Below are 12,930 nucleotides of genomic sequence, written 5' to 3'. Positions count from 1 at the left end.
GTACGTAGTTATCCGCTTGTAAGCGGCCCCTGTCGCACGGAATACTACGGCCCATCGCCGGGGCCTTTGCGAGATCCCGGCACGACGCATCGACGTCACGTGCGTGCGGCCCCTTCGTCGCATGCCATCTAAAACCACATTGGAGACCAGGAGACGCCATGAATCGGGCTTCCAGTACCCTGCTCTGGATCGCGGTCGCGCTACTCGGCGCGTTCTCGTTCGGAACGATCGCACTCGCGCACGGCGAGCGCGTCAGTGCCCTCTGGATCGTGATCGCCGCTGTCTGCGTGTATCTGATCGCGTATCGCTTCTACAGCCGTTTCATCGCCAGCAAGGTCATGCAGCTCGACGGGCTGCGAATGACGCCGGCGGTCAAGTACAACGACGGCCTCGACTACGTGCCGACCAACAAGTACGTGCTGTTCGGCCATCACTTCGCCGCGATCGCAGGCGCCGGCCCGCTCGTCGGGCCCGTGCTCGCCGCGCAGATGGGCTACACGCCCGGCATGCTGTGGATCCTGGCCGGCGTCGTGTTCGCCGGCGCGGTGCAGGACTTCATCGTGCTGTTCATCTCGACGCGCCGTGACGGCCGCTCGCTCGGCGATCTCGTCAAGATGGAGCTCGGCACGGTGCCCGGCGTGATCGCGCTGTTCGGCGCGTTCCTGATCATGGTGATCATCCTCGCCGTGCTCGCGCTGATCGTCGTGAAGGCGCTGACCAACTCGCCGTGGGGCACGTTCACCGTCGCCGCGACGATTCCGATCGCGCTGTTCATGGGCGTCTATACGCGCTACATCCGTCCGGGCCGCATCGGCGAAGTGTCGGTGATCGGCTTCATCGGGCTGATGGCCGCGATCTCGTTCGGCCAGAACGTGGCCGCGTCGCCGACGCTCGCCGCGTGGTTCACGTTCAGCGGCACGCAACTCACGTGGATCCTGATCGGCTACGGTTTCGTCGCATCGGTGCTGCCGGTGTGGCTGCTGCTCGCGCCGCGCGACTACCTGTCGACGTTCCTGAAGATCGGCACGATCCTCGGCCTCGCGATCGGCATCCTGGTCGTCGCACCGGAACTGAAGATGCCCGCGCTGACGAAGTTCGTCGACGGCTCGGGCCCCGTGTGGTCGGGCGGCCTGTTCCCGTTCCTGTTCATCACGATCGCGTGCGGCGCCGTGTCGGGTTTCCACGCGCTGATCTCGTCGGGCACGACGCCGAAGCTGATCGACAACGAAACCAACGCGCGCTTCATCGGTTACGGCGCGATGCTGATGGAATCGTTCGTCGCGATCATGGCGCTGGTCGCCGCGTGCGTGATCGAGCCGGGCATCTACTTCGCGATGAACGCGCCGGCCGCCGTGCTCGGCTCGACGCCGGAAGCCGTCGCGAACACGGTCACGCAGTGGGGCTTCGTGCTGACGCCCGACATGCTCACGCAGACCGCGAAGGCCGTCGGCGAAACGACGATCATCGCGCGCGCGGGCGGCGCGCCGACGCTGGCCGTCGGCATGGCGCACATCCTGCACCAGGTGATCGGCGGCGAAGCGATGATGGCGTTCTGGTATCACTTCGCGATCCTGTTCGAGGCGCTGTTCATCCTGACGGCCGTCGACGCCGGCACGCGCGCGGGCCGCTTCATGTTGCAGGATCTGCTCGGCACGTTCCACCCGGCGCTCAAGCGCACCGAGTCGCTGCCCGCGAACCTGGTCGCCACCGCGCTGTGCGTGGCCGCGTGGGGCTACTTCCTGTATCAGGGCGTGGTCGATCCGCTCGGCGGCATCAACACGCTGTGGCCGCTGTTCGGCATCTCGAACCAGATGCTCGCCGCGATCGCGCTGGTGCTCGGCACCGTCGTGCTGTTCAAGATGAAGCGCGAGCGTTATGCATGGGTGACGATCGTGCCGACCGCGTGGCTGCTGATCTGCACGCTGACGGCCGGCTGGCAGAAGATTTTCGATGCGAACCCGAAGGTCAGCTTCCTCGCGCACGCCGCGAAGCTGCAGGCCGCGGTGGACGAAGGCAAGGTGCTCGCGCCGGCCAAGTCGATCGCGCAGATGCAGCGGATCATCTTCAACGACTACATCGATGCGGCGCTGGCCGGGCTGTTCATGTTCGTCGTCGTGAGCATCGCGGTGTACGGCCTGATCGCTGTGCTGCGCGCGCGCCGCGAGTCGAAGCCGACCGTGCGCGAAACGCCGTATGAAGCCATGCCGGCCGCACAGGCGCTCGGCAGCGGACGTTAAGGGGAGGCCGCGATGTTCAGCGATCTTGGCAGCGACCTGCGCAGTGCGGGGCGTTACCTCGGGCAGGCGTTGCGGCTGATGGTCGGCCTGCCCGACTACGACACCTACGTCGCGCACATGCGCGAAACCCATCCGGACCGCGAGCCGATGACGTACGAGGAATTTTTCCGCGAGCGTCAGAACGCGCGGTACGGGTCGGGAGCCGGGAAGTGTTGCTGAGCCGGGCCGGTTAGACGGCACGGTGATCGACAGGAAAGCGCCGCGATGAATGTCGCGGCGCTTTTTCTTTGGCGGGCCGGCGGCCCGCGTGTCGCCGGCCCGGACGCGCGGTTTGCCGGCGCGCAGCACGGCGATGTCCGGCGGCCGGTATCATGGAACCCTTTCCCCCGATGGACCCGCGCAGGAGAACACGTCGTGCATGTCGGTGAGCGTTTCAACAGCATTTCCCATCTCGTCGGCGCGGTGCTGTCGGTGGTCGGTCTCGTGGCGCTCGTGACGATGGGCGCGCTCGAAGGCGATCCGTACAAGGTGGTGAGCTTCAGCGTGTATGGGGCGATGCTGTTTTTGCTCTATGCGATCTCGACGCTGTATCACAGCGTGCGCAATCCGCGCCTGAAAGCGATCCTGCAGAAATGCGACCATTCGGCGATCTACCTGCTGATCGCCGGCAGTTACACACCGTTCACGCTGGTCACGTTGCGCGGCCCCTGGGGCTGGTCGCTGTTCGGCGTGAGCTGGGGGCTCGCCGTGCTGGGCATCGTGCAGGAGCTGACGCTCGGGCGGCGCACGCGCATGCTGTCGATGATCCTGTACGTGCTGATGGGCTGGCTGGCGCTCGTCGCGGTGCGCCCGCTGCTCCATGCGCTGCCGCCGATCGGCACCGCGTGGCTCGTGGCCGGCGGCGTCATCTACAGCGTCGGCATCTACTTCTTCATCAACGACGAACGCATCCGCCACGGGCACGGCATCTGGCACCTGTTCGTGCTGGCCGGCAGCCTGTGCCAGTTCGTCAGTGTCGCGATGTATGTCGCCTGAGCGGGATGCCGCGTTGAGCCGGTGACGGCGCGTGAAGGGCGCGTCGGCCGGGGAACGGGCTATTGGTGCCCGGCCGTGTGCATCGGCGCAGGGCGTTCGCCGGCGGCCGAAACCGTCCGGGTCGCGATCCACCACGTCGTCGCGGCAAGTATCGATAACACGACCGCCAGGCCCAACGCCACGCGCATCGCAACCGGAAACGGCTGCAGCGTCGCGAGGCACGCGCCGAAGATCGCCACGCCGAGCGCCGATCCGCTCTGGCGCGCCGCGTTCAGCGCGGCTGCCGCCACGCCGGTCCGGCGTCGATCGACGGTCCCGAGCGCCGGCGACGTCGCGGCCGGCGAGATGAACCCCGATGCGAAGCCGATCGCGAGCATGGGCGCGACGGCGAGCCATGCGGGCGTCGTCGCGCCCATGCCCGTCATGCCGAGCGCCCCGGCCGCATATAGCCCGAACGCCGCGCACATCGTTCCGCGCGCACCGAAGCGCGCAACGAGCCGGCCCGAGCACAGCCCGCCGAGCGCGACCATTGCGGTCATCGGCAGGAACGCGAGCCCCGTGTCGAGCGGGCTCGCGCCGCGAATCTGCCGATAGAACAGGCTGAGCACGAACAGCAAACCGTAGAACACGAACGCGGACGCCATCGATACGAACGTCGATCCCGCGAACAGCCGATTGCGGAAGAACGCGAGCGGCAGCATCGGCTCGCGGCGCCGCGCTTCGATCGTGATGAACGCGATCCACGCGACGATGCTCGTCACCGCGCCGCCGACGATCGGCGCCGAGCGCCAGCCGAGCGACGGGCCTTCGATCAGCGTGCCGATCAGCGCCGCGATCGCGACGATGGCCGCTGCCTGGCCGCCCCAGTCGAAATGCCGCGATGCGTCGGCGGTGGCGGCGGCGCGCGCGACCGTGCGGCCGAGCCAGATGCCGGCGAGCCCGAGCGGCAGGTTCACGAAGAAGATGCTGCGCCACCCGAACAGGTCGATCAGCAGGCCGCCGATCAGCGGGCCCGACGCCATCGCGATGCCGCCGCAACCCATCCAGACGCTGATCGCCGACGCGCGCGCGGCCGGCTCGGGGAACGCGCGGTGGATCAGCGCGAGCGAGCAGGGCACCAGCATCGCGCTGCCGACGCCTTGCAATGCGCGGGCGATGGCGAGTGCCGGGAGGGTCGGCGCGAGGCCGCACAGCGCCGACGCGGCGACGAATACGGCCAGCCCCGCGACATAGACGGTGCGGTCGCCGAGCCGGTCGCCGAGCGTGCCGCCGGTCATCAGCAGGCTTGCGAACGCGAGCGTGTACGCATTCACGATCCATTGCAGGCCGGCCACGCGGCTGCCGAACGTGTGCGCGATGTCGGTGAGCGCGACGTTGACGATGGACGCGTCGAGCAGCACCAGCGTGTAGCTCACGCAGGTCGCGGCGAGCACGCGACGGGCCGCGGCCCGGTTCGGCGCGGCGGCCGTCATGCGCGGCCGGGCGCCGGCGTGGCGGCCTGCAGCGCGAGGAACCCGACCCAGCCCCAATACACACGATGATGGACGATCAGTCCGTCGCGCAGATCCATCACCTCGACGAGATCGACCTGGTCGCCTTCCGGCGTTTCGCGCGGATATTCCCACGTGAGCAGGCGGCCGTTCGAGAAGAACAGCCCGGTTCGATACCAGCGCCCGAGCCTGTTGCCCGGGTTGCGCAGGCCGGCCGCGAAGAATTCGCCGATCGCGGCCTTGCCGCGCAGCACGCCTGAGCCGTGCGCGGGCAGTGTGACGACGACGAGCGGCGTTTCGAGCACCGCGTCGTCCGCGTACAGCGACATCAGCGCATCGAGGTCGCGTGCGACGACGGCGGCGTGCCAGTTTTCATGGATGCGCCGGGCATCGGCGTCGGCGTGTGTCATGGCGGGTTCCTGGAGGTGTCGATAACGGAACCCACTGTAAGGGCGCGGCGCCGCGGGACGTTTCACGTCGGCCCGAAACGTGGATGTGGGTGCGCGTGCCGCTCATGCCGCGTGCAGGCTGCGATATCGCGCGAGGGACAGCGCCTGCGCATCGTGCGACAACTGGGTCGCGGTAGCCTCGGCGGCTTCGTGTGCCGATTCGGTCACGCGCGCGAACATCTGTCGCTCGAACGCGGCGACAGCCGCGTCCCGGTCGGCCTGTGCGACGAGGCCGGCCGCGAGTTCGGCCGCGTCCAGCATCGCGTTGTTCACGCCTTCGCCGCCGAACGGCGACATCACGTGCGCGGCGTCGCCGATCAGCGTGACGCCGCGCCGATGCGCCCAGCAGTGACCGACCGGCAGCGCGACGATCGGCCGCTCGGCGAACCGGTCGCCGCTCGCGCGGAACAGGTCGCGGATGGCGTCGGCGAAGCCATCGAATTCGGCGACCAGCGCGGCGCGCATCGCATCGGGCGACGCGAAGTCGAAACGCCGCGCGACCCAGTCGCGCGGTACACGAAAGATCGCATAGCCGCGCACGTGCGCGTGCCCGTTGCGCTGCGCGATGATCGCCTTGCCGTCCCCGTGTACGCCGACCTTGCCGCGGCCGACGAGTTGCGACAGCGCCGGATGCCGCCGGTCGATGTCGTCGATGCCGAATTCGACGAACGTGAGGCCGCTGTATTGCGGCTGATACGGCGACAGCAGCGGACGAATGCGCGACCCTGCGCCGTCGGCGCCGACCACGAGATCGAACGGGCCTTCCGTGCCGTGCTCGAACGTGAGCATCGCGCGCCCGTCGGGCAGCAGGCGGACGTCGCGCATGGTGCGGCCCCATTGCACACAACCCGCCGGCAATGCGTCGAGCAGCAGCGCGCGCAACGCGGTCCGGTCGACCTCGGGCCGGTTGCCGCCGTCGCCGTCGTCGTCGAACAGCACGCGGCCCGTACGATCGAGCAGGCGCGAGCCCTGATCCTCGTAGCGCGCGACGGCCAGGAATGCGTCGGTCAGGCCGGCCTGCTCGAGCGCCAGCAGGCCCGACTCCTCGTGCAGGTCCAGCGTGCCGCCCTGCGGGCGCTCGAGCGGATGGGCGTCACGTTCGTACACGATTGCCTCGATTCCGCCGCGGGTCAGCAGGCGGGCGAGCGTGAGGCCACCCGGCCCGCCCCGACGATGGCAACACGGAAGCGCGTATTCATGGTTCGCTCGCAGTCTGTTAACATAGGTGCCTATATAAAAACATAGCCTCCTATGGAATGTCAACATGAGCAATCCTGAGACGAAAACGAACCCTTTACCGCTGATCGGCTTCACATACCGGCTGTTTGCGCGCGTGGTCGACCGGCCGCTGCGCGAGCTGGGATTCGCGATGAGCCAGGTGCCGGTGCTGGTGTCGTTGAAGAAGGCGGGCGCGCTGTCCCAGACGGAGCTCGCGCGGCGCGCGCAAGTGGAGCAGCCGAGCATGGCGCAGTTGCTGAACCGGATGGAGCGCGACGGTCTCGTGCTGCGGGTGCCCGATCCGCACGACGGGCGCAGCCGGCTGATCTCGCTGACCGACTCGGCGGCGAAGGGGCTCGCCCGGTGCCGGGTCGTGATGGACGATGCGAGCGAGCAGGCGCTCGCGGGGTTGAGCGATGCGGAACGCGATCAACTCGCGGCGTTGCTCGGCCGCGTGAACGCGAATCTCGAACGGATGACCGGCCTCGACCGGGTGAGCGACATCGGGTGAGCACGCGCGGCGGCGTGCCTCGCCGCCGCCGAGGGCGGCTTCTCGCCGGTGGTTATCCGGCCAGCGCGTCGAGATTCAGCGCATACGACTTGCCGATCCACACCGCGCAATCGCGATGGTCGCGCAGCTCGTCGCGCGTATTCGGATGCAGGAAGATGTCGAGCGCGCCGTGGTTCAGCACGAGCCACGGCACGATTTCGTCGAATCGCGCGGCGTCGAACGCGATCTGGTACGACCACGCCGGATGCGGGCCGACCGGGCGTTCGTGAAAGCGGCCGAGTTCGATGATCGCGCCGAACCGCTCGTCGACGATCTGGCGAAACGCCCAGGCCGCGTCGCGGCTGTCCGCGTCGAAATAGACGTGTGCGTGCCAACTGTCGATGGCGGTGGGGTCGAGGGCAGCCATGGATGGACTCGATGAAAGAGGGAATGCATGAGCGCCGTGCGAAACGGCCGATGAGTGATTATCGCGCGTCCTCGCCGAGTGCGCCGTGTCACGATCCGGCAATCCGGTGCGGATGATTTGTCCTGTATCAGAAGAACCGTTTTATCCGATGAAACCCTTTCCCGTGGTATCCGCATGCGCGATATCACGCAGGAAGCCCTGCCGGCACGTGCATTGGCCGGCATCGCACAGGCAACACGCCATTTCAGAAATTGAAAAAGCGGTGCGTGCACCGCTTCGGATCACCGGCAAAAATGCGATCAGGTAGTTGAATGAAATAAAGAAATTCCGGTTCGGCGGGATTGGCGAATGACGCTGCTTGTACGCCGGATTTCAAAGCCGAAAATATCAATTGCGGATTCGGCTATTCAAGCGGAATGCGACGCGACATACGATGGTTTCAACGCATCGACGATCACGATCGATGCGGGGACAACCATCTGGAGGCCACTATGCGATCCCTCGTTCCCGTTGCTTTTCTTTCCTGCGCACTCGTTGCATTGCCCGCCGTCAGCTTTGCGCAGTCGGCCGGCCCCGACGGGGCGCCGAATGTTGCGCGACTGAGCTGGTCGGCGGCGCGCGCCGAAACCGACGCGCAACTGATGCAGATGACGCGTGCCGGCTATCGCGCGACGACGGCCGGCAACCAGAACTACCCGCTCGCGATGCAGCGTGCGCTCGACCGTGTGCGCAATCCGGTGCCGGACCGGTGGCGCGAAGAACACGCCGCGATGGAAGCGCGCGCCGCGCGCGACGCGCAGGCCGGCCATCCGGTCAAGGCGTTCTTCGTGAAGACCGCGTACTACCTGAAGGGCGAGAACACGTTCTGATGCGGGAGACGAGCATGACTTGCCAGATCCGGCTCGCCGACGTCGTGCGCGCGTCGGCGCCGCGCCGGCTGCCGGATAGGCGATCGGCGCCGCGACGCAACGATGTGCACGACGCGTGGCGTCGTGCGAACGATCACCGCAGTGCGGGCCGTGGCGCCGTCGCGTGCCGCATCGCGTGGCCCGATTTTGCGGCGGGCGATGCGCCCGCAAGCGAGCGCGAATCATGAAAGCCCCACGGAAAACCCGTCGCCACACGCCGCTGACCCGCGAGTGGCTGCTGCCGCTGCCGCCCGTGCATGTGCGCGACATCTCGCTGAAATGCCACATGGCGCTCGTCGCGCTGCGCGGCGAGCACGGCAGCGAAGCGCTGCTGATGCGGTTGCGCACGAGCGTCTATCTGGTGTTCCTGGCGCTCGACGATGGGGTGTGCGCGGAGGCCGGCATCGATCTGTGCGTCGACGCGGAGCGTGCGCTCAATGCGAGCGTCGCGCGTGCAGCGGAAGGCGGCGCGTGGACGCTGAACGACGACGAATGTGCGGTGCTCGAACGCCTGCTCGCGGCGCACGACACCTGCGTCGCGACGCTTACGCGGCATCGGCTCGCGGAGCTGTGGCGCCACGTCTGCACGTTCGCGTCGAGCGGCCAGCCGGCGCTCGTCGAGAGCGCGGCGGAGAAGATGCGCGCGCACGCAGCGCAAGCGATGGCCGCGTAGCATCGGCAACCGTTTCGCAGGGAGGATGGCGGAGACAGGGCCGGCTGCACCGGCGCGGCCGATGCAATCGCACGACGCCGGCGATCGCGCGGCTGCCGCGGCAACGCGGTGCGGAATTCCAGCGGCCCAAAACAAAAGCGCCACGGAGCGAACTCCGTGGCGCTTTATTCATGCCCGCTCGAGCGGAGGCGCGGCCCCCGCTCGGCGAAACGCGCTTACGCCGCCGTTGCCGGCTTTGCCGGCTTCTGCAGCTTGCCCTTGCCGGCGCGCTGGATTTCCTCGAGCTTGATCTCGACGTGGCGCGAGAACACGTACTCGGCCGGACGCTGCTTCGCGATCGAGATATCCGGTGCGAACGGACCGTCGGTCTTGATGCCCTTCCGGCTCACGCGCAGCGCCTTCAGCGGGTTCGAGATCGTGTCCATCACGGCCGTGGCCTCGAAGCCGCAGTGGACCATGCAGTCCGCGCACTTCTCGTAGTTGCCGACACCGTAGTTGTCCCACTCGGTCGTTTCCATCAGTTCCTTGAAGGTCTTCACGTAACCTTCGCCGACCAGGTAGCACGGCTTCTGCCAGCCGAACACCGTACGCGCCGGGTTGCCCCACGGCGTGCACTTGTACGTCTGGTTGCCGGCCAGGAAGTCGAGGAACAGCGACGACTGGCTGAACGACCAGCGCTTGCCGCCTTCGCCGCGCTTCAGGATTTCGCGGAACAGGTTCTTCGTCTTGTCGCGGTTCAGGAAGTGCTGCTGATCCGGCGCGCGCTCATATGCGTAGCCCGGCGACACCGTGATGCCGTCGACACCGATCGGGCCCAGCGTGTCGAAGAACTTCGCGACGCGCTCCGGCACTGCATCGTTGAACAGCGTGCAGTTGATGTTCACGCGGAAGCCGCGGCGCTTCGCTTCCTTGATTGCCGCGACGGCCTTGTCGTACACGCCTTCCTGCGACACCGAGTGATCGTGTGCTTCCTTGTCGCCGTCGAGGTGGACCGACCAGACGAAATACGGGCTCGGCTCGTAGTCGTCCATCTTCTTTTCCATCAGCAGCGCGTTCGTGCACAGGTACACGAACTTCTTGCGCTTCATGATGCCCTTGACGATTTCCGGCATCTCCTTGTGGAGGAGCGGTTCGCCGCCGGCGATCGACACGACGGGCGCGCCGCACTCGTCGACGGCCTGCAGGCATTCCTCGACGGACAGACGCTGGTTCAGGATCGGGTCCGGATAATCGATCTTGCCGCAGCCGTTGCACGCGAGGTTGCAGCGGAACAGCGGCTCGAGCATCAGCGCGAGCGGATAGCGTTTGTTGCCGGACAGGTGCTGGCGCACGATATAAGCGCCGACACGGACTTGCTGGAGCAGCGGAATAGACAAGAGATGTCCTCCTTAAACTTCGCGGGCGACAGCTTGCGTGAGCTTCGCCGGCAGCTTGAATTCGACTTTTTCCTCACGGCCCGCCATCGTGACGACATCGACGGGTCCCAGGGCGCGCAATGCGCCGATTACATCCTCGACCATTTCTTCGGGTGCCGACGCGCCGGCGGTCAGGCCGACCGTCTGCACGCCCGCGAACCATTCGGCCTTTACTTCCGAGCCGTCGGCGACGAGATAGCTCGGCACGCCGCTTTCGGTGCCGATCTCGCGCAGGCGGTTCGAGTTCGAGCTGTTCGTCGCGCCGACGACGAGCAGCACATCAACCTGTTCGCTCAGTTCGCGCACGGCGGCCTGGCGATTTTGCGTCGCGTAGCAGATGTCGCGCGTGTCCGGGCCGACGATGTCGGTGAACCGGCGCTGCAGCGCTTCGATGATGCCGCGCGTGTCGTCGACCGACAGCGTCGTTTGCGTGATGTACGCAACCGGCGTGTCGACGGGCAGCGTCAGCGTATCGACTTCGGCTTCGCTCTGCACGAGGATCACTTCGGCCGGAATCTGGCCGATCGTGCCCTCGACTTCCGGGTGGCCCGCATGGCCGATCAGGATCAGCCGGCGGCCCGCGCCGACATACTGACGGCCCTGCACGTGCACTTTCGTGACGAGCGGACAGGTCGCGTCGAGCACGTCGAGCCCGCGCGTTTCCGCGTCGCGCTCGACCGTCTGGGCGACACCGTGCGCGCTGAAGATCGCGACAGCGCCGTGCGGCACCTCGTCGAGCTCCTCAACGAATCGCGCCCCTTTATTACGCAGGTTTTCAACGACATGCCGGTTATGAACGATCTCATGACGCACATAGACCGGCGCGCCGTGCTGTTGCAGCGCGCGATCGACGATCTCGATCGCACGGACAACCCCCGCACAAAAGCCGCGGGGCTGGGCAAGGATGACTCGCATAGGTGAGCGAACTCCGACGACAGACGCCGGGGTTCGAAGAGCTGGCACCAGCTCGATCGCCCCGGCTTGAAGTTATGAAGGCAGGAACGAACCGGCCACGCCAGGCCCCGGAACCCCGAATTAATCGCGCATTTTAACCCTATCGGGAAGTCCTTGCTTCGGTGCTGTGTCTGCCGTGTTGCATTCAGGGGAGAACCGCGTCGGCGCTGGCGCGCGCGGAACCCAGTAAACTACGCGGTTTCGCGGGCAGCCGCTCCGGCTGCCCGGCGTCGCGCTCATTTCAAGGCCATTCGATGACCGTCGATTCTTACGCGTATTGCCCGCCCGCCCGCGCGGTATCGGGCGTTTTGTTCCTGACCCCGTTTGAAAATGCCGGCGCCCGGCAGGAGGCGTGCCAATGATGCTGGTGCTCGCTTTCCTGGTGTCCGGTCTGTCGCTGATGATCTGGATCGTGCTGCTCGTCGCGCGCGGCGGCTTCTGGCGCGCGACGCCCGCGCGGCCGCTGCCGCCCGAGGCGCGCGGCGCCGCGGCCGAGGCCGGCTGGCCGGCCGTCGTCGCGGTCGTGCCGGCGCGCAACGAGGCCGACGTGATCGCCCGCGCGGCGACTTCGCTGCTCGAGCAGGATTATCCGGGCGATTTTCATCTGATCATTGTCGACGACCACAGTGAAGACGGCACCGCCGACGCGGCCCGCGCGGCCGCGCTCGCGATCAACCGCGCCGACCGCTTGACGGTGCTGACCGCGAAGCCGCTGCCGGCCGGCTGGTCGGGCAAGGTGTGGGCGCAGTCGCAGGGCATCGCCGCGGTGCAGACGCTCGGCCTGCCGGCCGACTACCTGCTGCTGACGGATGCCGACATCGGGCATCCGCCCGACGCCGTCGCGCAGCTCGTCACGCGCGCGCAGGCCGAGAACCGCGATCTGGTGTCGCTGATGGTGCGGCTGCGCTGCGATTCGTTCTGGGAAAAGGCGCTGATCCCGGCGTTCGTGTTCTTCTTCGCGAAGCTCTATCCGTTCTCGTGGATCAACAACCCGCGCAACCGGACGGCCGGCGCCGCGGGCGGCTGCATGCTCGTGAAGCGCACGGCGCTCGAGGAAGCGGGCGGCATCGAGTCGATCCGCGGCGCGCTGATCGACGATTGCAGCCTCGCCGCGCAGATCAAGCACCGCGGCAGCGGCCGTCATCCGATCCGGCTCGATCTGGCCGATCGCAGCGTGTCGCTGCGTCCGTACGACAGCTGGCGCGACATCTGGAACATGATCGCGCGCACCGCGTTCACGCAACTGCATTACTCGCCGCTGCTGCTGGCCGGCACGCTGCTCGGGATGGCGATCATCTACCTCGTGCCGCCCGTCGCGGCGCTCGCGTACGGCGCGCGCGCGTGGCCGGCGTGGCTCGCGTGGGCGTCGATGTGCGCCGCCTATGCGCCGATGCTGCGCTACTACCGGCGCTCGCCGCTGTGGGCGCCCGCGCTGCCGCTCGTCGCGCTGTTCTATGTGGGCGCGACGTTCGCGTCCGCATGGCGTTACTGGCGCGGCAAGGGCGGCCAGTGGAAGGCGCGCGTGCAGGCGCCGGTGGATCGCTGAGCGGTTCGCGCGGGCGCCGGTCGCGCCCGCTCGACGCGGCCCTTCCGGCGGCCGGAAAACAAACAGCCCGATCGGCGTGAGCCGGTCG

The 12,930-nt window shown here is 67.4% G+C and carries 14 protein-coding genes; 8 read left to right on the top strand and 6 right to left on the bottom strand.

Annotation, left to right across the window (positions count from 1 at the left end; genetic code table 11):
• The first annotated feature begins 158 nt into the window (after positions 1–158).
• The 3 genes from BBJ41_RS27595 to trhA all read left to right on the top strand — a co-directional run bounded on the left by BBJ41_RS27595 (position 159) and on the right by trhA (position 3,272).
• Positions 159–2,237 (top strand): carbon starvation CstA family protein, encoded by a 2,079-nt coding sequence (locus BBJ41_RS27595; RefSeq protein ID WP_069749375.1) that lies wholly within the window; start codon positions 159–161, stop codon positions 2,235–2,237.
• A gap of 12 nt (positions 2,238–2,249) precedes the next feature.
• Positions 2,250–2,456, top strand: a complete 207-nt coding sequence (locus BBJ41_RS27590; protein WP_006480280.1) for a YbdD/YjiX family protein — start codon at positions 2,250–2,252, stop codon at positions 2,454–2,456.
• A gap of 195 nt (positions 2,457–2,651) precedes the next feature.
• Complete coding sequence (trhA, locus tag BBJ41_RS27585) at positions 2,652–3,272, top strand: PAQR family membrane homeostasis protein TrhA (RefSeq protein WP_069749374.1); 621 nt, start codon at positions 2,652–2,654, stop codon at positions 3,270–3,272.
• Between the two features lie 59 nt (positions 3,273–3,331).
• On the opposite strand, the gene BBJ41_RS27580 is transcribed toward trhA, so the two are convergent.
• From BBJ41_RS27580 to BBJ41_RS27570, 3 genes are all read right to left on the bottom strand, one after another.
• Positions 3,332–4,744: an MFS transporter gene (locus BBJ41_RS27580; protein WP_069749373.1), complete on the bottom strand. Its 1,413-nt coding sequence runs from the start codon at positions 4,742–4,744 to the stop codon at positions 3,332–3,334.
• Positions 4,741–5,172 (bottom strand): nuclear transport factor 2 family protein, encoded by a 432-nt coding sequence (locus tag BBJ41_RS27575; protein ID WP_069749372.1) that lies wholly within the window; start codon positions 5,170–5,172, stop codon positions 4,741–4,743. Before BBJ41_RS27575 ends, BBJ41_RS27580 begins: the two co-directional genes overlap by 4 nt.
• A 102-nt stretch (positions 5,173–5,274) precedes the next feature.
• The gene (locus BBJ41_RS27570) at positions 5,275–6,318 is read right to left on the bottom strand and encodes an FAD-dependent oxidoreductase (protein ID WP_236872073.1); all 1,044 of its coding nucleotides are present in this window, start codon (positions 6,316–6,318) and stop codon (positions 5,275–5,277) included.
• Between the two features lie 157 nt (positions 6,319–6,475).
• Here BBJ41_RS27570 and BBJ41_RS27565 point away from each other — a divergent pair, with 157 nt between their 5' ends.
• Positions 6,476–6,940, top strand: coding sequence for a MarR family winged helix-turn-helix transcriptional regulator (locus BBJ41_RS27565; protein WP_069749371.1), 465 nt, complete (start codon positions 6,476–6,478; stop codon positions 6,938–6,940).
• Between the two features lie 52 nt (positions 6,941–6,992).
• Here BBJ41_RS27565 and BBJ41_RS27560 read toward each other — a convergent pair whose 3' ends face one another.
• A complete protein-coding gene (locus BBJ41_RS27560) occupies positions 6,993–7,346 on the bottom strand; it encodes a DOPA 4,5-dioxygenase family protein (protein WP_069749370.1) in 354 nt (117 codons plus the stop codon).
• Positions 7,347–7,837: 491 nt separating this feature from the next.
• Here BBJ41_RS27560 and BBJ41_RS27555 point away from each other — a divergent pair, with 491 nt between their 5' ends.
• Genes BBJ41_RS27555 through BBJ41_RS27545 form a run of 3 tightly spaced genes read left to right on the top strand, consistent with a single transcriptional unit; the run spans position 7,838 to position 8,927 of the window.
• The gene (locus BBJ41_RS27555; protein WP_069749369.1) at positions 7,838–8,215 is read left to right on the top strand and encodes a hypothetical protein; all 378 of its coding nucleotides are present in this window, start codon (positions 7,838–7,840) and stop codon (positions 8,213–8,215) included.
• Positions 8,216–8,229: 14 nt separating this feature from the next.
• A complete protein-coding gene (locus BBJ41_RS27550) occupies positions 8,230–8,442 on the top strand; it encodes a hypothetical protein (protein ID WP_069750401.1) in 213 nt (70 codons plus the stop codon).
• A complete protein-coding gene (locus BBJ41_RS27545) occupies positions 8,439–8,927 on the top strand; it encodes a hypothetical protein (RefSeq protein WP_069749368.1) in 489 nt (162 codons plus the stop codon). The genes BBJ41_RS27550 and BBJ41_RS27545 overlap by 4 nt, the downstream gene beginning before the upstream one ends.
• A gap of 215 nt (positions 8,928–9,142) precedes the next feature.
• Here the strand turns inward: BBJ41_RS27545 and hpnH are convergent, their stop codons facing one another.
• Positions 9,143–10,303: an adenosyl-hopene transferase HpnH gene (gene hpnH / locus BBJ41_RS27540; RefSeq protein ID WP_069749367.1), complete on the bottom strand. Its 1,161-nt coding sequence runs from the start codon at positions 10,301–10,303 to the stop codon at positions 9,143–9,145.
• 12 nt (positions 10,304–10,315) lie between these two features.
• On the bottom strand, positions 10,316–11,257 hold the full coding sequence (ispH, locus tag BBJ41_RS27535) for a 4-hydroxy-3-methylbut-2-enyl diphosphate reductase (protein WP_069749366.1): 942 nt from the start codon (positions 11,255–11,257) through the stop codon (positions 10,316–10,318).
• A 397-nt stretch (positions 11,258–11,654) separates the two neighbouring features.
• Here ispH and BBJ41_RS27530 point away from each other — a divergent pair, with 397 nt between their 5' ends.
• Positions 11,655–12,842, top strand: coding sequence for a glycosyltransferase (locus tag BBJ41_RS27530; protein ID WP_069749365.1), 1,188 nt, complete (start codon positions 11,655–11,657; stop codon positions 12,840–12,842).
• Positions 12,843–12,930: the final 88 nt, after the last annotated feature.

Origin of the sequence: Burkholderia stabilis, from assembly GCF_001742165.1 — a bacterium.
In the GTDB taxonomy this organism is placed as follows: Bacteria; Pseudomonadota; Gammaproteobacteria; order Burkholderiales; family Burkholderiaceae; genus Burkholderia; species Burkholderia stabilis.
This window is presented reverse-complemented; position numbering and strand designations above follow the sequence as displayed.

Coding starts and splice junctions, on each gene's coding strand:
- BBJ41_RS27595 (WP_069749375.1), top strand. CDS start 159: ATGAATCGGGCTTCCAGTACCCTGCTCTGGATCGCGGTCGCGCTACTC.
- BBJ41_RS27590 (WP_006480280.1), top strand. CDS start 2,250: ATGTTCAGCGATCTTGGCAGCGACCTGCGCAGTGCGGGGCGTTACCTC.
- BBJ41_RS27580 (WP_069749373.1), bottom strand. CDS start 4,744: ATGACGGCCGCCGCGCCGAACCGGGCCGCGGCCCGTCGCGTGCTCGCC.
- BBJ41_RS27575 (WP_069749372.1), bottom strand. CDS start 5,172: ATGACACACGCCGACGCCGATGCCCGGCGCATCCATGAAAACTGGCAC.
- BBJ41_RS27565 (WP_069749371.1), top strand. CDS start 6,476: ATGAGCAATCCTGAGACGAAAACGAACCCTTTACCGCTGATCGGCTTC.
- BBJ41_RS27560 (WP_069749370.1), bottom strand. CDS start 7,346: ATGGCTGCCCTCGACCCCACCGCCATCGACAGTTGGCACGCACACGTC.
- BBJ41_RS27555 (WP_069749369.1), top strand. CDS start 7,838: ATGCGATCCCTCGTTCCCGTTGCTTTTCTTTCCTGCGCACTCGTTGCA.
- BBJ41_RS27550 (WP_069750401.1), top strand. CDS start 8,230: ATGACTTGCCAGATCCGGCTCGCCGACGTCGTGCGCGCGTCGGCGCCG.
- BBJ41_RS27545 (WP_069749368.1), top strand. CDS start 8,439: ATGAAAGCCCCACGGAAAACCCGTCGCCACACGCCGCTGACCCGCGAG.
- ispH (WP_069749366.1), bottom strand. CDS start 11,257: ATGCGAGTCATCCTTGCCCAGCCCCGCGGCTTTTGTGCGGGGGTTGTC.
- BBJ41_RS27530 (WP_069749365.1), top strand. CDS start 11,655: ATGATGCTGGTGCTCGCTTTCCTGGTGTCCGGTCTGTCGCTGATGATC.